A 17,947-nucleotide genomic window follows, 5' to 3' on the forward strand; every position below is an offset into this window, starting at 1 on the left:
AGAGCCGTCGTAGACCACGACGTCGATAGGAAGCATGTGGAAGCGCGGCAACGCGTGAAGCTGAGCTTTACTAATCGCTCGATTGGCTTGATCAACCAAGACTACCGACCGGCCCCACCGCGCACAGCAGCAAGGCAAAAGCTGCCAGGCGCGCAAGGGCCCAACAAAAGCTCCAAATGCGAGTGACGAAAAGATCCAACACGAAACGTGCACAACAGCTTGCGGTTTTCGACGACCTGGTGGTTAGGGCGGGGGTCCAAACACCCGATCCCATCCCGAACTCGGCCGTGAAAGCCCCCAGCGCCGATGGTACTGCGTCTCAAGACGTGGGAGAGTAGGTCGCCGCCAGGTCTTCCAAAACCGCAAAGGCAATCAAAGAACCCTCACCGCAATTCCAACACCTGCACACATACCAAAACACACCCACAAACGCGGGGTGGAGCAGCCCGGTAGCTCGTCAGGCTCATAACCTGAAGGTCGCAGGTTCAAATCCTGCCCCCGCAACCAGCAATACAAAAACCAAAAGCCCCGCAGGCATAGCCCGCGGGGCTTTCTTGCGTTTGGACCGCAACACTGTGGGGGATCACGCAAATAACCCGCGCAGGCGCAATGAAACCTGTTTGCAGCTAGGGCGAAGGCGGTATGGCATGTCTGCAACAGCGGATAGCTAATGAAGGTCGATAACGGACATTCGTCCGTCGCGGACCCAGGGCAAATCAGATAATAGGCTTGGAATTCCCATGCCGGCGCAAAGCCGGGACTGGCGAACAGACAATGGGGGCGTCAATGCCGAGATCCGTAGCCAGGACACACGCTTTTCGCCACAGCTGCGACGGTGCCATACGCGGCGTCTCCTTGGGCGTAGCTGTTCGAGCGGGATCACGAGTGGCGGTCGGCGTCGCCGGTCTGACGACCATGCTTGCCTTGGGGGCCTGCGAGACGACAATCCCTACCATTGATTCTACGCCGCCCAGGGTGGAGTTACAGCTAACCGGACCTGGCGGCGGGCACATGTCCAACCCACCCGACTTCCTTTGGATCGGGGATCCCCGCATGGAGACCGACACGACGCCGGGGCGTATGGTCATCGGTTGGCCTTACGATTTCACGCTTACCGTCACCGATACAGGCGGTGTGTCTTCAGCCCGACTGGAAGTGGAGAACGAGGTTGTCGATATTTCATCCATCGAGGGCACTGGATCGGTCTCCAACGAGGTGGATGGCACCACGCGCGTTCTGGAAGTGCAGGGCACGCCTGAAGATCCGCGCACCGCTTTGGTGTTGACCGGTAATCTGCAAGCTTCACCTTCAGGTGCAGAAGACCTGGAGGAGATTACGACGCGATTGCGGGCTTACGGTTTGGATTTTGGTGGTGACTCCGCTCGCCCCAATGAAACCGATCTTATTGTTGAAGCGCCGTTTCAGTCCAACCTTCAGCAAGTGATCACCCCCATGAAAACGGGGGCGGAAAGAGTCCGTGTAGGCCATGGTTCTGACGCGCCCAATAGATTTTGTCCGGTTCGTAGATATGGGCTTGCCTCGGTATACTGGAACCGGGATTTCGGTATTCCGGTGGGGTACGATCATTTCTGGGATAACAGTCCGCGCAGACGTTGCGAATCTGGCTTCAGCGATACTTTCTTGGGATTGGTGAAGTTCGATCTCTCGGATCTGCCGGACCGGCCGCTTGAGCAGGCCATCCTTCACTTCAGTGAAGTTGACGTAAACACCGCGGGCCATGCGGATAATACCGAATTTTGCATGCAACAGAACGAAGACGGGGAAATCGTGGAACGCAGGGCAACGGGCGACGTAACAAGCCTCGTGGGACCAGCGAGCGAGGAATGGCCTGCCGGCAAGCATACGGTTTCGAAGGAAGGTCACATGCCTGTGACGGCAGGTGTGCCGGTTACCGATCGGTCGCCTTTTAAAAAGGTGGAGATCACCGGCATTGTTCAGGATTGGCTGGATGGCCGGTCACCGAACCACGGATTGGCGTTGCTTGGCCGGGATTACAATACGTACAAAAAGAACAAGGTCTGTGCTGGCACGGCCGCAGGCTTCAAACTTGAACTTCTTTACGAGGTTTCGGGCTGACCCACACCGTTATGGGGTTTGGATGCGCAAGCCGCTCTGGCCTCTCCTGAAATTCGCTTGCCAATACCTTTCCCATTTCATCGGAGTGCGTCTTTCCTTGGGAAGCAACCTCTTCTTCAGAATTACTGCAGCACCGGGAATCCCAGTTCGGCAATATCGGTGGTTGGGGCACCGGAATGGTCAAGGACGTGCTCCATCAGATCGGCGCCGTCCATATCTGCAGCACAGGACTACACAGGTGCTCGATTTGTGACCATGCCAGAATGAACTTGCCGTTATACCGAATGATAGATGGTGCTCCGCTCGGAAAACGATAGCTCCAGAAATCGCCTGCGGCTGATCATCAAGGCCCTTACAGCCGCATAAGGCTATGATGAAACCCACGATGCGTCTTGCCAGTATGTGCTGTCGGACAATGAGAGCTGTCCCTCATGGGGTTTGGCGGGTTCAGACCACCTCTACCTTGGTAGCCAATCACAGCCTCTTTTGCTAAAGTGACTTGCTTGTGCAGTTTGATTTCTGTGATCGAAATTCACGCACTCACCCGAATCTGGTTGGGCCAGCCAGCATCGGGGACGAAAAGCTGATGCATTGTGATACCGCGCTTAAGTTGGTGGACCAGGTTTATGATGCCGCGCTCGACCCGGTGGCATTGTCGGCAATGCTCGTCAAAATCAGCGAAGCGGTAGGTTGCGTTCAGGAGTGCCTCTACGCTGAGACGCCAGGTCGTGATGCCTGCTCCGTGATAGCGCCGCGTCGCGATCCAGCTTTTACAGCCGATTTTTACAACTACTGGGCGGAAGACAAACTCAGCTGGCAGGCATTGCGGACCGCACTCCTTGACATGCCAGCCTCAGCCACGGGCGATATACGCCGGATGATCGAGCCCAATGCCATTGGCTGCAGCGATTTCTTCAGATCATGGTGGCAGGGACAGAAGCTCGGCTGGGCCTGCGCGATTGTCCGATTTCCTACCTGGTATGGAAGTTGGGGCTTCTACGGTATACACAAGCCGTTGAGTAATGACGAGTTCGACAGCGTGGAACTCGCACTTTTCCAGATTGTTGCTCCCCACTTGGTTCGGGCCGTCTCCATTCAAGACAAGCTGACTTTCTTAGCGCTTGAAGAAGAGCTGACCTTGGTGGATCCCAACGGGACGAAGGCGGTCATTCTAGCCGATGCCTCCGGACGCGTGCTGTTTGCTAACAGCTCGGCGGAGACACTGTTGTCGAGCGGGAACGGTATCAAAGTGGCAGCCGGCTTGCTCACGCCAAGTGATCCCAATTCTGCCGCTATGCTCCGTCGGCTCTTGGTGTCCTGCGACAATCCTGGTCTTGCCAAAGACAGTCGGGGCGGCTCTATGGCGCTTTACCGCGACTATACTAGCGCGCCCATGACGGTTGATGTTGTTCCCTTGGGGGCGCAGACAACGTACCGCCATTTCAGCTTCCTGGGGCTTTTTCAGCCCACGGCGCTATTGGTGATAACAGACCCCGAACAGGAGCGCGATGCACAAAAGCGGGACTTGGAGGAGCGATTCGGGCTGACGCCGGCCGAAGCCACATTCGCTTTGGAAATCGTCAAGGGAGGTGGTCGCGCCGCCGCCGCAGGAAGGCTCGGTATCTCAGTTTCCACCGGCCGCATGCATCTGACCCGCATCTTTCACAAGCTCGGCGTCAACCGACAGGCTGAGCTGGTGCGCCTACTGTCCATGTTGCACTGCGATTGCCGCCAACCGGCAGTCATCACGGCCGACGATCCGGCGTAGACGTCCTGGAGAGTACTTCTTTGCATCCGTTTTGCCCCAGTGAAGCCGCGTATCGCGTGATCTTAAGGCAACGTATCGTGAAGCCCGCCAACCCTGCACTAAGACCTGTTCTGCAAGGCAAAGCGGCACTTATCGCCCGATCTTGCGTCAATCTCATGAAGGCAATATCAGGTAATGGCCGGTAGCAGCTAGGAAGCGCATGCACTCTCTATCGCAGCATGATGCTTCCTTCTTTTGCCGATTCCTTGGCGAGCGCTGGCAGTAAGGCGCGTTAGCTGCTCCCCTTTGATCGCAAATTGATACGGCTGACGCTGATCAGCATACTTGGGGCGCTTCATATGCGGTAGGGAAGTAACCCGACTGGACTGCTTCGGGAAGCTTGGCGCGGTGCTGGCTCCAGCGATCTGGGCTTCTATGTCCTCCCCCTGCAAACGAAGGGGGCTTTTCTCGCCACGTGCCTGTAGCTTGACCATCAAGCCCGCGAATTGGCCGGCACCGTCTCCACAAGAAAGTAATAGATATGCATGTCCCCAAGCGGGTGTTGCTCATGGTCTCGATCGGATTGGCGGTGGCCGGTTGTGATCAGGCCGAAAGCGAAAACCGAGAGCCGCAGCTGACGTTCGAGGGCGACGCATTGCAGGTGGAATCGGTCAAATGCCTGTCGGCCCTTGGGCGGCTCAATGTCGACTTCGACGGCGGGACGCTGATCGTGACCCCTATGGAAGGCGAGCCGGGCTTTCGCTCGCTACTGCAATTCGACGATCAACAGGGGCGCTTAACCAACCGTACTCTGGACGGCAGTGAAACGGGGGGTGTCGAGGTCGATCTGGCGAAGGGCGTCGAGGGCGAGGTCATGCTGATGCACGATAGCCATGTCATGGACCCCGAGCGCTTTCCCGATGCCGAGGCTTCACGGCTGCAGGTGCGCCTGTTCTGTCCGGAGGAGTGAAATAGCGTTTATTCCACCGGCGGATCGACAGACATGAGGCCGGCGTGTAGCCGGCGAGAAAATAGCCCAATCATCATTATGCGGAGGTGAAGATCTCATGAGTCGTGCCGATACGGATCATGCGGATCCAGCATGACGGCTGGATGCTTCCCTGACGCCAACTCTGCGGCGGCCACGCAACTCCCATGCCCCTGATCCGGATGATCAGGCGCACTTCAAAAGGAAAAGCCTTCATGAATGCCATTCGCACCGCATCGATCCTCGGGGCGACGATCCTGTTCTCAGGTATCCTTGCCACCATTCCCGTCGGGTCTGACGCTGTAGCCCAGGATTCCCGGACAATGACGGTGCTTGGCTCGTTAGACGGCACGGTCGGGAGCGCCGAACGCAGCTGGGTGACAATCTCCGGAGAGGTCGAGGGCAAGGACATGTCATCGGCGGCCTGGCGGCCCTATTCGACAGCGAACGTCATGGAAAATGCTCTTCAGGGGATGAGCGAGCAGCAGCGTGCGCAGATGAAAAAGCGCATGGAGATGATGGAAGAGATGCTGGATGACGACGCCGACAGCAATCCCATGGCGAAGATGTTCGGCGGCGATGATGAAGAGAAGATCGCCCTGCGGATCATGGGCGTTGACCCGGAAGCGGAGAGCATCCTGCGACAGGGCGGCCTGACCATCGAGCTGGACCCGTTCTCTGCCGAGGATGTTGACCAGATCGTGGCCGGGCCCAACAGCGCCGAGATTTCCTATCACAAGAATTTTGGAGAGCAGACGGGGTTCTATGCGTCCTCGCACGATGTCGGAACCGATGCTGTCGTCGAGTTCGACCGTCTGGAGATCGAGGACGGCGGCGGGGCAGCCGAAGGTGCCTTCGAGGCCAGCTTGTGTCCGATTACGGCCCTGATGCAGGGCGACATCGATCCTGACGTCTGTATCCTGGTCGCGGGCCGTTTCGAGACCGAACTTGGCGAGGAGACGGCTGACAATCCCGGTTCAGGATCTGGCGGGTGACGCGGGGCGTGACGAGGGTGCGCCCCTTTGTAGCCGTTGTTCTGGCCATACTGATGCTGGCGTTCGGCGGTATGGCGCAGGCACAGCAGACACTTGAGATCCCCGAAGAGGAATTCGAGGCCGTCGAGGACTACAAGCCGATTCCGGTGCCCGATCCCTCGGGTGGGCCGGTCAACCAGATGTTCGAGACGATGGAAATGGACCTGACCGGGACACTGCCCGAGGCCGTTCTCGAATCGATGCTGGGCCAGACGCCCTACGCCTTCGTTGACGTGGTCTGGGGCATGGAGGTCACGGGGAATTGGACCGACAGCATGACGGGCACCGGGACCCTGCAGGTCACCAATTTCACCGAAGGCCGCGGTGCCTCCCCGCAGATCGATCGGGAGAAGTACAGCGGCGCAAGAGGCTTTCGCATGTACAACGCCCGTCTTGAAACGGAGGGCGCGCATGTCTTCACGCTGAGTGCTGCCTTCCCGTCCGACAGCGACGGACTGGCCTTTGGCACCGAGCTCGATGCGGTTAAGGGTTTGTTCGAAGTGACCTGGCTGTGCCACATGTTCGAGCCGGGGCGCACCGGTTGCATCGACTATCCCGATGAGTACTACGAGACGGAACTGCCCATCCTGAGAAAGCTGCATGTTCAACAGCAGGGGCTTGATAGCTACAGAATCGAGTTTGCCGCGCGTGTCGAGGAATCCCGAAGCCATCGGGACAAGGGATATCGTTCGACGGACCTGACGGGCCGTGTCGGCGAGGTGCGGGGCTGGGTCTGTGACCGTGACTCCTGGGAAAACGATCCGCAGGCATGCGAAGCGCCGGAGCCGCTCAAGCGCGTGGAAAACAGTCCTTCGCATCGACGTGAGAATGTCCACCTGGGTTCGCCGCGGATCGAAATGGAGTTCAACGAACCGGTGGATCCCTTCAGCCTGAAGGAGAATTTCCTTCTGGCAACGCGTGATGCCAAGGGCGACCTGCTCGAGGTGGACGGCCAGATAAACCAGGCCAGCGAAAGACTGTACCGCTTCATACCGGATGCCGATCTTGAGTCCGGGGTCATCTACGAAGCGCGCATCCAGGGCGGTGAAGAGGGGGTGGAAAGCACCAGCGGCACGACCTTGCAGGAGGAAACGCATTGGTGGCGGTTCTCGACCCTGGTCGACCTCGAGAATCATGGCGAGCCGGTCGACGACCCCGTGCGGGTCCATGCCTTTCAGACCATTCGCGATGCCCCCCTGGTGATGGGCAAGCCCACCGTGCAGCGGATCTATGTCGACTGGCAGCCGCATGACCACATAGATGCCGGCTGGCAGCCCGAAAGCTATCCGGCGGAACTGGATATCAATGTGCTTTCCGAGGGCCAGTGGGAGGTCCAGCCGCAACAGGGCGGCGCCGTCGATGGCAGTGTCGTGCGTGTCGTGCGCTCGGATACGCTTGAGCGGGACCTCGTGAAGGACGAAATCCGGCGCCAGGCGCGCCACACGATCAATGTCTTTGGTTGGAGACCTGAGCGGCAGGGGGCAACGACCGATCTAGAAGTCCGGCTGACGCCCCATGACCCTTGGCCTGCATCGATCGCGGCTCCGGAGGTTCTCGCAGAACGACAACTGGAGAACTGGAGTGTCGATCCCGACCCGCTGGTCATGCACTATGCCTTTCTGAAGGCGGGCGCGTGGTCGGAGGGGGTGCCGGAGGAAGTGCGGGCAATGATGCCCCAGATCGCCAGGGAAGCGGAGATTTTTGCCACTCAGCTGATGCCGTTACGCGAAATCTCCATCCGCCCGATCGATCTGGACATCTCCCCGCAGGGCGAAGGTAAGGACATGTTCAAGAGTGCCTCCAAGGAAGTACGGAACAGTCCGTCCTCAGGAATCGCCCCACAGGATATCGTGACCCTCATCTATGATTCCGAGCTCGTGGACTATGCCGGCTATAACCTTGGTTCCTATAGGGATGGCGATCCGGAGAGTGGACTTGGTTCGGCTCTTATTCAGCATTCGCTTGTGCCAATTACACATATGGCTGCATCGTTGGTGCACGAGTTGGGACATCATCTCGGGCTTACCCACCGGGCGGGCAACAGCGATGTGATCGTCGGGCCGCCTTCATCGCGTGACGCCACGATCGAAGGTTTCCGCATCTCGGAAGACGGACTGTCGGGTTGGAACAAGTCCTTCAAGGAAGGCAATGGCGAGCATCTGTCCTATCTCCTGCCCCTGATGTGGCCGCGTCCCCGGGGTATGGAGCAGCTGTTCGTCAGCGACACGGATTATGAGATCATGATGGATGCCCTGTCGCGATAGGGAAAACGTCCCTTTTGGCTCTTGTGATTTCAAAACTCATTCCTTGTGCTCCGGCTTGCCCTTGCGGCTGGTCGAGGCAAATTCCTCGAGCTCTTCTTCGCTCATGCTCTCGAACATGTCTCGTGAAGCGCCAACGAGTTCGTCCTTGCTGATCTCGCCACGCTTAGCTGCAAGGGCCGCGCCGGCGGCCTGTTGCTGAGCTTTCGATTTGGCTGGCATCGGGTGTCTCCTCTCTGTCCTGATGGATCATCTCAGGAGAGGAGGTATGTAGTGGTGGCAGGCAGATCACGTGAGAGCTCTGTAACAAAGATGGAGCAAGCTGGGTTCCAGTTTTCTCACTTCAGACATTCTGATTCACGCAGTTCCTGAGTGCCTCCCCCGCCAACAGGCGGCGGATGTTCTCGGCCACGTTGCGAGAGATTCCCTCGTAGGAGAGGTCGGTGACGCCGGCCACGTGAGGGGTGGCGAGGATGTCGCTGCGACCCAGGAGCGGCGAGTCCGGGGACAGGGGTTCCTGTTCGTAGACATCCAGACCGGCGCCGCCCAGGCGGCCGGTGTCCAGTTCCCGCAAGAGGGCATCGTGGTCGAGCAGGCCGCCCCGGCCCGCGTTGATGATACAGGCGCCGTCAGGCAGGCGCGCCAGAGCTTCGGCGTTGATCAGGTGGCGTGTCTCTTCGCTGAGCGGCAGGCAGAGGAAGAGGAAGTCGCTCTGTTCCAGCAAGTAGGGCAGGTCCTCCAGCCCTCCCAGCCAGTCCAGCCCCAGGCGGTCGGCCAGCGCCGGATCGGGCTGGCGCTTGACGGCGATGCGCCGCAAACCGAAGGGCTGCAGCCGGGCGGCCAGCGCCTGGCCGATGCCGCCCAGACCCACGAGGCCGGCCGTCTTGCCCATAAGGGCATGGCCGGAGGGGCCGCCCCAGGTGGTGCATTCGCGAATGCCCTCCTGCAAGAGGGGCAGGCAGCGACTGATGGCAATGGCGGCCATGACGCACCACTCCGCCACCGACTCCGCATTGCCGGAGCCAGCGGTGGGCACATTGGCCACGGCGATGCCGCGCTGACTTGCCGCCGGAATGTCCACACCCTCCAGCCCGGCGCCCCATTGATGGATCAGGCGCAGGCCGGAAATGCAATCCATGAGCGCGCCGTCAAAATGCGCCATGGCCGGAATGATGACATCGGCCCGGGTTGTCCCCTGCTGTAGCAGGGCCGGATCCACGGCCTCCACCTCGGCCTCGACGCCCACCTTGGGAAGGACCGTTCGAAAATAGTCCAGGGCGGAGCGGAAACCGCTGCTGGCCACCACGATTCTGACAGGTTCCATACAGACTTGCTCGCGTTGTCTCTCGGTTCGTTTGGAAAGCGTTGGTAGCATGAATGACCGGGGCGGCAGAGTGCAATCTAGCTGTGCAATACTCTATGTTCCTGACCTGGTCAGGCTGGTTTATGCCCTCGTCGATGCTGTTGCCAAATACTCAGCACAGCCCAGACGAACAAGGCGTAGGCCACGCACCAGAAGAGGGCGGACAGGGAGATCAGCGCCGTCGGCAGGGTGTAGAGGGCAAGCCCCCGTGTGACGGCAGCTGCGGCAAGCAGCAAAAGGGCCAGCTTGGTTATGGCGGGCAGGGCGATTGGCCGGCGCAGCCTCTGCAGCGTTGTGCGGGTCATGATGGTGACGGACAGGACGCCCAGGCCACCGATCATGGCAACGTGCAGGCCAGTCAAATTTCCGCCACCGGTGACCAGGCCATCCAGCGCCTTGGCAACCAGCCCCGCGGCCAGCAGTCCATAGCCGAGATGCAGCGCAGAAACATCCAGGCGATCCCGGGCCTGCCACACACGCCAGTATACCAGGCGCAGCAGGATGATGCCTGCCGCTGCAAATGCCGGCAGTGCTGCCAGCCAGGAGGGTGCCGGGGCCAGGTCAAGAAGGGCAGCCAGGGCCAATGCGCCCAGGCCCAGGGATTCCAGCCGTCCCTGGGCCGCGGGGCGCGGAAGCCGTTTCTGCTGCAAAAGGCCGGATGTGGCCGCCGCCGTGATACGCCCGCCCATCAGAAACAGCATAAGGATGATCAGCCAGGCGACGGCACCCAGAGCCGTTTCGCTGAGCTGGGGCAGGGACAACAGGCGCCCGGCCTGGAAGGCGGCTTCCGCCACGAGCAGGAGAGCCAGGACAACACCCGGAACAGCGGAGCGCACGCGCTTGACCGCGCGCAGGAAAGGCATCCCGGCCTCGATGAACAGCAGGACCATGAGCGCGATGTTGGCCGTGGCCGAGAGCAGCAGACCCGCCATGTCCGGGGTAAAGACAGAGAGACGGGCGAGCAGCCAGAGGCCGGTAAACAGCCGGATCCGTGCGGGACCCGCGCGGGTCATCAGGTATCCGCCCAGAATGGCCTGGGAATAGCCCAGCAGCATCTCGTGCCCGTGCCAGTAGAGCGCCGTCGGGAGGATGCTTCCGACCATGTCCGGCAGGCCGCCGGGCAGATAGACCGCAGCCTTCAAGGGCACGAAGACCAGCGCCGCCAGGCCGGCCAGCAGGAAGAGCAGCAGGAAATCGGTTCTGATTGGGCGCATCGTGGAAGGGACGTTCCTCGAAAATGACCGGCTTGCCGAGTATCGGGAAAGGTCAATGGACGAACAAGGTCAGCGATATCCGTCACGGGGCAATTTCAGGGTCGGCATACTCTTCATTCGCAGGGGGACGCTTTGGATTCCCTCATGCTAGCCTCGCAACATCCATCAATTCAGCGGCTGAGGGGATCGAGCATGACGGCAAGGCTAAAGGATCAAAGGTGCTTTCTGGCTGTCTTGGCTCTGGCCTGTGGCCTGCTTCTGGTCACCGGAAAAGAGGCACTGGCGGAGGCCAGCGGGCCGGACGCCTGGCGTGTCGTGGATGTCGCGCCTGGCGATACGCTCAATGTGCGCATGGGGCCGGGTACGGACTATGACGTGATCGGCGAGTTCGCCCATGATGCGCGTGGCCTGCAGCAGGTGACCTGCGTGCCCCTGGTGCCGCGGGCGCTGTACTTTGAAATGAGCGAGGCCGAGCGCGCCGCTCTGCCGCCGCGCTGGTGTCTGATGGAGACTGAAGATTACAGCACTCGCGGCTGGGTGGCCCAGCGCTACCTTGCCGAGGATTCTGCCGTCATCGACGAAGAGGCAGTAGAACAGGGCTCTGATCCGGCGCAGGAGGCCGAAAGTCTGGTCCGCAGGCTCTATCGCGATCACCTGCAGTCCATGTTGGGCAGCATGACCAGCCCGCTGCATCCCGCGCGCGCCGACGCGTTCTTCACGGCACCGCTTGCGGAGCGGATCGCCAACGAGGGCCTGCAAGCCGATCCGCTGTTCGACGCCCAGGATAGCGACATCACGAACCTCCACATCGCGCTCGACGAGGAACGCCCGATGTTCCGCGGCCTCATCACTGTCAATGCGGACTTCCACAACTTCGGCCAGCCGCGCAGGGCCGTCGTGCGCCTGCGCTACGAGGCGGGTGAACCGCGCATCATCCGCATCGAGCATGAGAACTGGGTCTTCGAGTAAGGCTCGGTAGACATTCCGTGCGGGCACTGTTCGCCCACGCTTCGAGAGCAGGCGCCCCACTTTACCTCCAACCAAATGGCCTACCACCAATGGGGGCATTAATTGCCATTTGACAGCCTTTAAATAGGTTGATATCAACTCTTATCAAACAAAACAGAGAGGCTGCTTGTATGTGGGGACATAAGCTGCTTGCCGGTCTGGCTGTGGTCCTTGTGCTGTCCTTAGGTCCAGAAGCGGTGTTGGCCGACTCGCCGGAGGCCGAGCGCTCCGGGGACCTCGCCGTCAACGGTGTCGACTACTATTACGAGATTCATGGCCAGGGCGAGCCCCTGCTTTTGCTGCACGGCGGGCTGGGCACCTTCGAGATGTTCACACCGATCCTCCCGGCCCTGACGGAAAGCCGTCAGGTGATCGGGGTCGACCTTTATGGGCACGGCCGCACCGAATTGGTCGAAGGACGGGCCATGGACCTCGAGGAGATGGGCCGCGACATGGCCGTTCTTGTCGAGGAACTGGGCCACGAGAGCGTCGATGTCCTGGGTTATTCCCTGGGGGGCGGCGTGGCCGGGCAGATGGCGGTGCAGCAGCCCGAGCGCGTGCGGCGGCTTGTCATTCTTTCCGCACCTTTCGAGCGCGCCGGCTTCCACGACGGCATCCAGGCGCAGATGGAGGAAATCGGCGCCGGACAGGCCGAGGCCATGAAGGGCACGCCCATGTACCAGGCCTATGCCAATGTGGCGCCGGACGTGACGGCCTTCCCCGACCTGCTGAATGCAGTGGGCGATCTGCTGAGCCAGCCGAATTCCTTCACGCTGGATGTCGAGGCGCTGGAGCCGCCGGTGATGCTGGTCTATGGCGACGGCGACATGATCCGCCTGGAGCACATGGTCGAATTCTACAAGCGTCTGGGCGGCGGCCAGCGCGATGCCGGCTGGGAGCGTGAGCACATGCCGGAAAACCGCCTGGCCATCCTGCCCGACTTGACCCAGTACGAACTCTTCGGCGCGCCCGCGATGGTGAGGACCGTCCTGCCGTTCCTGAAAGGCGAGAAACCCGACCTGAGCTGGGCGAATGCGCAGGAGGTCGCGCAGTGACAGCGGCATGGCGCCTCTGTCTTCCACGGCACGTCCACATCAAATGGCACGGCCATAACCAAACGAAAAGGAAAAGCAAATGAGCTATATCGACGGGTTCGTCCTGGCTGTGCCCACGGCCAACCGCGAGACCTTTCGCGAGCATGCCGAGACCGCCGGGCATGTCTTCAAGGAATATGGCGCGCTGAAGGTCATGGAGTGCTGGGGCGATGACGTTCCGGATGGTGAAGTCACCTCGTTCCCCATGGCCGTGAAACGCAAGGAAGACGAGACGGTGGTCTTTGGCTGGATTATCTGGCCCTCGCAGGCCGTGCGCGACGAGGCGATGCCCAAGGTCATGGAGGACTCGCGCCTGCAGATGGACGCCAATCCCATGCCCTTCGATGGCAAGCGCATGATCTTCGGCGGCTTCACCCCGATCGTCGACCTGTGATCCGGGACACATATGTGCAAGAGAGGAAACGCCATGACTGACGTCGACACAAAGGCCTTTTCCCAGGAGGGCGCAGGCGCCGTTCCCGGCGCCGTCTATCTCAACCTGCCGGTCGCCGACCTGGGGCGCAGCCGCCGCTTCTTCGAGGCGCTGGGCTATCGCTTCAACGAGTCCTTCAGCAATGACGAGGTGGCCTGCCTGATCCTCTCGGAGCAGATCCGCGCCATGCTGCACCTGCCGACCAGCCTGAAGCGCTTCACGAAGAAGGACATCGCCGATGCGCGCAGTTCGACCGAGGTCCTGCTGGCTCTGCAGCTGGACAGCCGGGCGGCGGTGGATGCCCTGATGGACAAGGCGCTGGCGGTCGGCGCGCCGGAGCCCCGCGCGCCCGAAGAGCACGGCTTCATGTACGGCCGCACCTTCGAGGATCCTGACGGACATATCTGGGAAGCCTTCTGGATGGACCCGGCGCAGAGCCCGCTGTGAACGAGGACAGGAAAAGGAGCAGCCCATGACACAACAGCAGATGATCGTGCCCTGTCTCTGGTTCGACGACCAGGCCGAAGCGGCGGCAGCGTTCTATACCTCGCTGTTTCCTGACTCCGCCATCGAGGAGACGACCCGCTATAACCGTACGGTGGCCGAGATCGCCGGGCGTACGGAAGGCTCGGTCATGACCGTGGGCTTTCGGCTGGCCGGCCGGAGCTTCACCGGGCTGAACGGCGGGCCGATGTTTCGCTTCACACCGGCCCTCTCGTTGTTCGTCAGCTGTGAGGACGTGGAACAGGCTCGGGCCCTGTTCGATCGGCTGGCGGACGGCGGCGAGGTCCTGATGCCCTTCCAGGCCTATCCCTTCAGCGAAGGCTATGGCTGGGTGGCGGATCGTTTCGGCCTGACCTGGCAGGTCAACGGTGCGCCGCGCGAGCAGACGATCGCGTTTAGCCTGCTGTTCACGGGCGTGCAGTGCGGTCGGGCCGAGAAGGCCATGAACCACTACACCACGCTCTTTCCAAACTCCGGCATTGACGACATCTGGCGCTATGAAGACGGGGAGGGGCCGGACGCAGCAGGTACGCTGAAGCAGGCCGTTTTCACGCTGGCCGGGCAGGAATTCCGGGTCATGGACTCGGCGTTGGATCACGCCTTCACCTTCACCGAAGCCCTCTCTCTGCAGGTTCTCTGCGACAGCCAGCCGGAGGTCGATCGTTACTGGGAACAATTGGGTGCAGGCGGAGATCCCGACGCCCAGCGCTGTGGCTGGTTGAAGGACCGCTTCGGTGTTTCCTGGCAGGTGGTGCCGAGGGTGCTGCCGCGTCTGATGCGGGAGGGGGATGCGGAGCAGGTCGAGCAGGTGAGCGGCGCGATGCTGCAGATGAAAAAACTGGACATTTCCGGCCTGGAACAGGCTCATACAGGAGACCGGCCATGATCACGCTTACGACTTACAGCTGGGTACCCCCCTTTGCGCAGGGGCTGGTGCGCGACATGCGGGTGCGCTGGGCGCTGGAGGAGGCCGGACTGCCCTATCGCACGCGTTTGATCGATCTTGAGCAGCGGGACAGTCCCGAACACCTGGTCCGCCAGCCCTTCGCTCAGGTCCCTGCCTATGAGGACGAGTCCGTCAACCTGTTCGAATCCGGCGCGATCGTCCTGCACATCGGGGCGCGCAGCGAGACCCTGCTGCCAACGGATCCGGCCGAACGTACCCGCGCCATTACTTGGCTCTTCGCCGCGATCAATACCCTGGAGCCGGCAATCCAGCCGTTGGCCGAGCTCGATCTGTTCCATGCCGATGAGGATTGGGCGCGCCAGCGCCGGCCGGAAGCGGAAAAGGCCGTTCGGAAGCGATTGGACCAGTTGGCCGCCTGGTTGGGCGAACAGGATTACCTGGAAAACCGCTTCACGCTTGGTGACCTGATGACGGTCTGCGTACTGCAAATCCTGCGCGGCACTGCGCTGGTCGAGGAACAGCCGCGGCTGGCGGCCTATCGGGCCCGCTGCGAGGCCCGTCCGGCCTATCGCCGGGCGCTCAGTGATCACATGGCGGTCTTCGAAGAAAGCGAATCACAGGCGGCTGGCGTCGCCTGAAGCACGGCGAGGCCTGTGGTTATTTGGAGCGCCAGCCGCGCAAGGTATCCGTGATGGCACGCGCGGCGTGCTTGATGGCCGGTCCGATCTGTTTGCGCGCCTCTTCTTCCGACCAGTAACTGACCGCGGTGGTCATGCTAATGGCCGCAACCAGGTGGCCGTCGTGATCCAGGATCGGTGCGGCGACGGAGATCTCGCCGTCAGCAGCTTCCTCGTTGACCAGCGCATAACCGTCCTGCCGGATGACGTGCAGACGCTTCTCGAGGGCGGCGGGGTCTGTGACGGTCCGGGCGGTCATGGCCTTCAGGGGCATGTCGTGGAGGCGACGGTACTGCTCGTCCGCCGGCAGCATGGCCAGCATGGCCAGGCCGGTGGAGGTGGCATGGGCCGGCATGCGGCGGCCAATCATGGAGGTCGGATTGATCCGGCGTGCTCCTGGCATGCGGATCAGCAGCATGGCCTCGGATCCGTCGAGTATGGAGACGTTGACCGTTTCCTGCCATTCATCGCGCAGGGCCACCACGACGGGTATCGCGGCCTCATAGAGCGGGCTGGACTGAAGGTAGCGATAGGTGGCGTCCAGGGCCTTGGGTGTCAGGCGGTAACGTCGGGTCTGTGCATCCTTGGCCAGGTACCCCATTTCGGTCAGCGTATGGACAGAGCGCTGGACTGTGGGCACAGCCAACCCCGTGGCAGAGGCAATGTCGCTGAGCCCCATGGCTTCCCATCCGTTGGAAAAGGCCTCGAGCACATTCAATCCGCGGTAAAGAGCCGTGACAAACAGTGGGTTGCGCGCCGTCGCGGGCTCGCTCTGGTCAGCTGGAGTGTAAGCGCTTTGGGTGTCTGCTTGAGCAGTATCGGTGGACATGGGCGCTGCCGATCCTGTGGTCCGTTGTTTTCGCTTCCGTTACGGAAACGTCATGGTTGATTCTTGTTCAGAGCGGTTTCATACTTATAAGTGATAAATAATTATCGTACAACGATAAGATAAGAAACGAACAAGAATTACAAATCGGTTCATCTGAACAGGAGGATAGGACATGAGATCCCGTCTGCTTATGGCTTCGGCCTTTGTCGTGTCCTTTGCGGCTGCCCCGGCAGCGGCTGAGGACCTGACGATCGCCCTGGCCTCGGAACCCACTTCCATCGACCCCCATTACCATAACCTGACACCGAACAACGCCCTGACACGGCATATCTTCGAGCCGCTGATCAAGCAGGACGAAAACCAGTCCCTGGAACCGGGACTGGCGACGGAGTGGGGCGTCACGGACGATCCGCTGGTTTGGGAGTTCAAACTGCGCGAGGATGTGACTTTCCACGATGGCTCTCCCTTCACGGCGGAGGATGTGGCCTTCACCATCGAGCGGGCACCGGACGTTCCCAACAGCCCCTCGAGCTTCGGCCTCTACATCGATGACATTGCCGAGGTCGAGATCGTCGACGATCACACGGTGCGTTTCCATACCGAGAACCCCGTGCCCTTGATGGCCAACAACCTTTCCACGGTCGCCATTATCAGCAAGAAACATGCGGAAGGCGCCGCCACCGAGGATTTCAACAGCGGTGAGGCGGCCGTCGGAACGGGCCCCTTCAAGTTCGCCAGCTATACGCCCGGTGAAGAGGTCGAGATGGAGGCATACGAAGACTATTGGGGTGACGCACCAGAGTGGGACTCCGTCACTTTCCGCCCCATCACAAGTGCCTCGGCGCGTGTGGCCGGCCTTCTGTCAGGCGACATCGACGTCATCGAAGGGGTGCCCACAAACGATGTGGCCTCATTGGAAGAGAATGAGGACGTCTCGATCTGGCAGGGCATTTCCAACCGCGTGATTTATATCCATCTGGACAGCGACCGCGAAGCCACGCCACAGATCACGGCCAAGGATGGCAGCGAGATCGAGAATCCCCTGCGGGATGCGCGCGTGCGCAAGGCCCTGTCCATTGCCATCGACCGTGAGTCGATCGTCGAGGATGTCATGGAAGGCATCGCCATTCCTGCCGGCCAGTTGCTGCCCGAGGGTTTCTTCGGTGTCTCCGAGAACATCGATGTTCCGGAGTATGATCCCGAACGTGCCCAGGAACTGCTGGCCGAGGCCGGCTATGAGGATGGCTTCAAGATGACGGTTCACGGGCCGGCCGGTCGCTACATCAACGACGAGCAGGTGCTGCAGGCCGCAGCTCAGATGTGGAGCCGCATCGGCATCGAGACCGAAGTCGAGACCATTCCGGTTTCCGTCTATTTCGGCCGTGCCTCGGACCTGGAATTCTCGGTGATGCTTGTCGGCTGGGGCGCCGGTTCCGGCGAGGCCTCCTCGCCGTTGCGCGCGCTTCTGGCAACCTATGAGCCGGAGGCCGGCTTTGGGGCCACCAACCGCGGGCGTTATTCCAACGAAGAGATGGACAGCCTGCTCAAGGAAGCTCTTGTCACGGTGGATAACGACAAGCGCCAGGACCTGCTGGCAGAGGCCACGGAAATCGCCATGGAGGACGTCGGCCTGATCCCGGTGCACTTCCAGGTCAACACCTGGGGCACGCGCGACGGTCTGGAGTACGTACCGCGGACCGACGAGTACACGCTCGCCACTTCGGTGCGTTCCACTGACTGAAGCCTGTAACGGACAGTTCCGGAATTGCCTTGCCCTTCGGGGCAGGGTGA

At 60.9% G+C, this 17,947-nt stretch carries 16 protein-coding genes, 1 tRNA gene and 2 rRNA genes; 15 read left to right on the forward strand and 4 right to left on the reverse strand.

What is annotated here, in order from left to right; translation table 11 throughout:
- From G502_RS0100005 to G502_RS0100055, 8 genes are all read left to right on the forward strand, one after another.
- Positions 1 to 95 (forward strand): 23S ribosomal RNA (locus G502_RS0100005); the annotation flags it as partial.
- 140 nt (positions 96 to 235) lie between these two features.
- Positions 236 to 351: ribosomal RNA gene (rrf, locus tag G502_RS0100010) — 5S ribosomal RNA — on the forward strand.
- Positions 352 to 430: 79 nt separating this feature from the next.
- Positions 431 to 507 (forward strand) — tRNA-Met (locus tag G502_RS0100015).
- Positions 508 to 1,053: 546 nt separating this feature from the next.
- On the forward strand, positions 1,054 to 2,097 hold the full coding sequence (locus G502_RS0100020) for a hypothetical protein (protein WP_155957747.1): 1,044 nt from the start codon (positions 1,054 to 1,056) through the stop codon (positions 2,095 to 2,097).
- 586 nt (positions 2,098 to 2,683) lie between these two features.
- Complete coding sequence (locus G502_RS0100030) at positions 2,684 to 3,865, forward strand: helix-turn-helix transcriptional regulator (protein ID WP_022726617.1); 1,182 nt, start codon at positions 2,684 to 2,686, stop codon at positions 3,863 to 3,865.
- A 520-nt stretch (positions 3,866 to 4,385) separates the two neighbouring features.
- On the forward strand, positions 4,386 to 4,814 hold the full coding sequence (locus G502_RS0100040; protein ID WP_022726619.1) for a hypothetical protein: 429 nt from the start codon (positions 4,386 to 4,388) through the stop codon (positions 4,812 to 4,814).
- A gap of 233 nt (positions 4,815 to 5,047) precedes the next feature.
- Positions 5,048 to 5,827, forward strand: coding sequence for a hypothetical protein (locus G502_RS0100050; RefSeq protein ID WP_022726621.1), 780 nt, complete (start codon positions 5,048 to 5,050; stop codon positions 5,825 to 5,827).
- Between the two features lie 8 nt (positions 5,828 to 5,835).
- Positions 5,836 to 8,130: an Ig-like domain-containing domain gene (locus tag G502_RS0100055; RefSeq protein ID WP_155957748.1), complete on the forward strand. Its 2,295-nt coding sequence runs from the start codon at positions 5,836 to 5,838 to the stop codon at positions 8,128 to 8,130.
- Between the two features lie 36 nt (positions 8,131 to 8,166).
- On the opposite strand, the gene G502_RS0100060 is transcribed toward G502_RS0100055, so the two are convergent.
- From G502_RS0100060 to G502_RS0100070, 3 genes are all read right to left on the reverse strand, one after another.
- Positions 8,167 to 8,349, reverse strand: coding sequence for a DUF3008 family protein (locus G502_RS0100060; protein WP_022726623.1), 183 nt, complete (start codon positions 8,347 to 8,349; stop codon positions 8,167 to 8,169).
- Positions 8,350 to 8,470: 121 nt separating this feature from the next.
- Positions 8,471 to 9,451, reverse strand: a complete 981-nt coding sequence (locus G502_RS17885; protein WP_022726624.1) for a 2-hydroxyacid dehydrogenase — start codon at positions 9,449 to 9,451, stop codon at positions 8,471 to 8,473.
- Positions 9,452 to 9,561: 110 nt separating this feature from the next.
- Positions 9,562 to 10,704, reverse strand: a complete 1,143-nt coding sequence (locus G502_RS0100070; protein ID WP_022726625.1) for an NnrS family protein — start codon at positions 10,702 to 10,704, stop codon at positions 9,562 to 9,564.
- Between the two features lie 192 nt (positions 10,705 to 10,896).
- Here G502_RS0100070 and G502_RS0100075 point away from each other — a divergent pair, with 192 nt between their 5' ends.
- The 6 genes from G502_RS0100075 (at position 10,897) to G502_RS0100100 (ending at position 15,288) form a co-directional block, all read left to right on the forward strand.
- A complete protein-coding gene (locus tag G502_RS0100075; protein ID WP_155957749.1) occupies positions 10,897 to 11,673 on the forward strand; it encodes an SH3 domain-containing protein in 777 nt (258 codons plus the stop codon).
- Between the two features lie 170 nt (positions 11,674 to 11,843).
- On the forward strand, positions 11,844 to 12,767 hold the full coding sequence (locus G502_RS0100080; RefSeq protein ID WP_022726627.1) for an alpha/beta fold hydrolase: 924 nt from the start codon (positions 11,844 to 11,846) through the stop codon (positions 12,765 to 12,767).
- Between the two features lie 79 nt (positions 12,768 to 12,846).
- Positions 12,847 to 13,200: a DUF1428 domain-containing protein gene (locus G502_RS0100085; protein ID WP_022726628.1), complete on the forward strand. Its 354-nt coding sequence runs from the start codon at positions 12,847 to 12,849 to the stop codon at positions 13,198 to 13,200.
- A gap of 33 nt (positions 13,201 to 13,233) precedes the next feature.
- Complete coding sequence (locus G502_RS0100090; protein WP_022726629.1) at positions 13,234 to 13,686, forward strand: VOC family protein; 453 nt, start codon at positions 13,234 to 13,236, stop codon at positions 13,684 to 13,686.
- Positions 13,687 to 13,711: 25 nt separating this feature from the next.
- Positions 13,712 to 14,629, forward strand: coding sequence for a VOC family protein (locus G502_RS0100095; protein ID WP_022726630.1), 918 nt, complete (start codon positions 13,712 to 13,714; stop codon positions 14,627 to 14,629).
- A complete protein-coding gene (locus G502_RS0100100) occupies positions 14,626 to 15,288 on the forward strand; it encodes a glutathione S-transferase family protein (protein ID WP_022726631.1) in 663 nt (220 codons plus the stop codon). Before G502_RS0100095 ends, G502_RS0100100 begins: the two co-directional genes overlap by 4 nt.
- Positions 15,289 to 15,307: 19 nt before the next feature.
- On the opposite strand, the gene G502_RS0100105 is transcribed toward G502_RS0100100, so the two are convergent.
- Entirely contained in the window at positions 15,308 to 16,156 is an 849-nt protein-coding gene (locus G502_RS0100105; protein ID WP_022726632.1) for an IclR family transcriptional regulator, read from the reverse strand.
- A gap of 172 nt (positions 16,157 to 16,328) precedes the next feature.
- On the opposite strand from G502_RS0100105, the gene G502_RS0100110 reads away from it, so the two are divergent.
- Positions 16,329 to 17,897: an ABC transporter substrate-binding protein gene (locus tag G502_RS0100110; protein WP_026988892.1), complete on the forward strand. Its 1,569-nt coding sequence runs from the start codon at positions 16,329 to 16,331 to the stop codon at positions 17,895 to 17,897.
- The last annotated feature ends 50 nt before the right edge of the window (positions 17,898 to 17,947 follow it).

The sequence above is a fragment of the Fodinicurvata sediminis DSM 21159 genome (genome assembly GCF_000420625.1).
GTDB lineage: Bacteria > Pseudomonadota > Alphaproteobacteria > Kiloniellales > DSM-21159 > Fodinicurvata > Fodinicurvata sediminis.

Bases quoted from the DNA above. Each gene is read 5' to 3' on its own strand.
- G502_RS0100110 (WP_026988892.1), top strand. From the start codon at position 16,329: ATGAGATCCCGTCTGCTTATGGCTTCGGCCTTTGTCGTGTCCTTTGCG.
- G502_RS0100030 (WP_022726617.1), top strand. From the start codon at position 2,684: ATGCATTGTGATACCGCGCTTAAGTTGGTGGACCAGGTTTATGATGCC.
- G502_RS0100095 (WP_022726630.1), top strand. From the start codon at position 13,712: ATGACACAACAGCAGATGATCGTGCCCTGTCTCTGGTTCGACGACCAG.
- G502_RS0100060 (WP_022726623.1), bottom strand. From the start codon at position 8,349: ATGCCAGCCAAATCGAAAGCTCAGCAACAGGCCGCCGGCGCGGCCCTT.
- G502_RS0100075 (WP_155957749.1), top strand. From the start codon at position 10,897: ATGACGGCAAGGCTAAAGGATCAAAGGTGCTTTCTGGCTGTCTTGGCT.
- G502_RS0100100 (WP_022726631.1), top strand. From the start codon at position 14,626: ATGATCACGCTTACGACTTACAGCTGGGTACCCCCCTTTGCGCAGGGG.
- G502_RS17885 (WP_022726624.1), bottom strand. From the start codon at position 9,451: ATGGAACCTGTCAGAATCGTGGTGGCCAGCAGCGGTTTCCGCTCCGCC.
- G502_RS0100080 (WP_022726627.1), top strand. From the start codon at position 11,844: ATGTGGGGACATAAGCTGCTTGCCGGTCTGGCTGTGGTCCTTGTGCTG.
- G502_RS0100085 (WP_022726628.1), top strand. From the start codon at position 12,847: ATGAGCTATATCGACGGGTTCGTCCTGGCTGTGCCCACGGCCAACCGC.
- G502_RS0100050 (WP_022726621.1), top strand. From the start codon at position 5,048: ATGAATGCCATTCGCACCGCATCGATCCTCGGGGCGACGATCCTGTTC.
- G502_RS0100090 (WP_022726629.1), top strand. From the start codon at position 13,234: ATGACTGACGTCGACACAAAGGCCTTTTCCCAGGAGGGCGCAGGCGCC.
- G502_RS0100105 (WP_022726632.1), bottom strand. From the start codon at position 16,156: ATGTCCACCGATACTGCTCAAGCAGACACCCAAAGCGCTTACACTCCA.
- G502_RS0100070 (WP_022726625.1), bottom strand. From the start codon at position 10,704: ATGCGCCCAATCAGAACCGATTTCCTGCTGCTCTTCCTGCTGGCCGGC.
- G502_RS0100040 (WP_022726619.1), top strand. From the start codon at position 4,386: ATGCATGTCCCCAAGCGGGTGTTGCTCATGGTCTCGATCGGATTGGCG.
- G502_RS0100020 (WP_155957747.1), top strand. From the start codon at position 1,054: ATGGAGACCGACACGACGCCGGGGCGTATGGTCATCGGTTGGCCTTAC.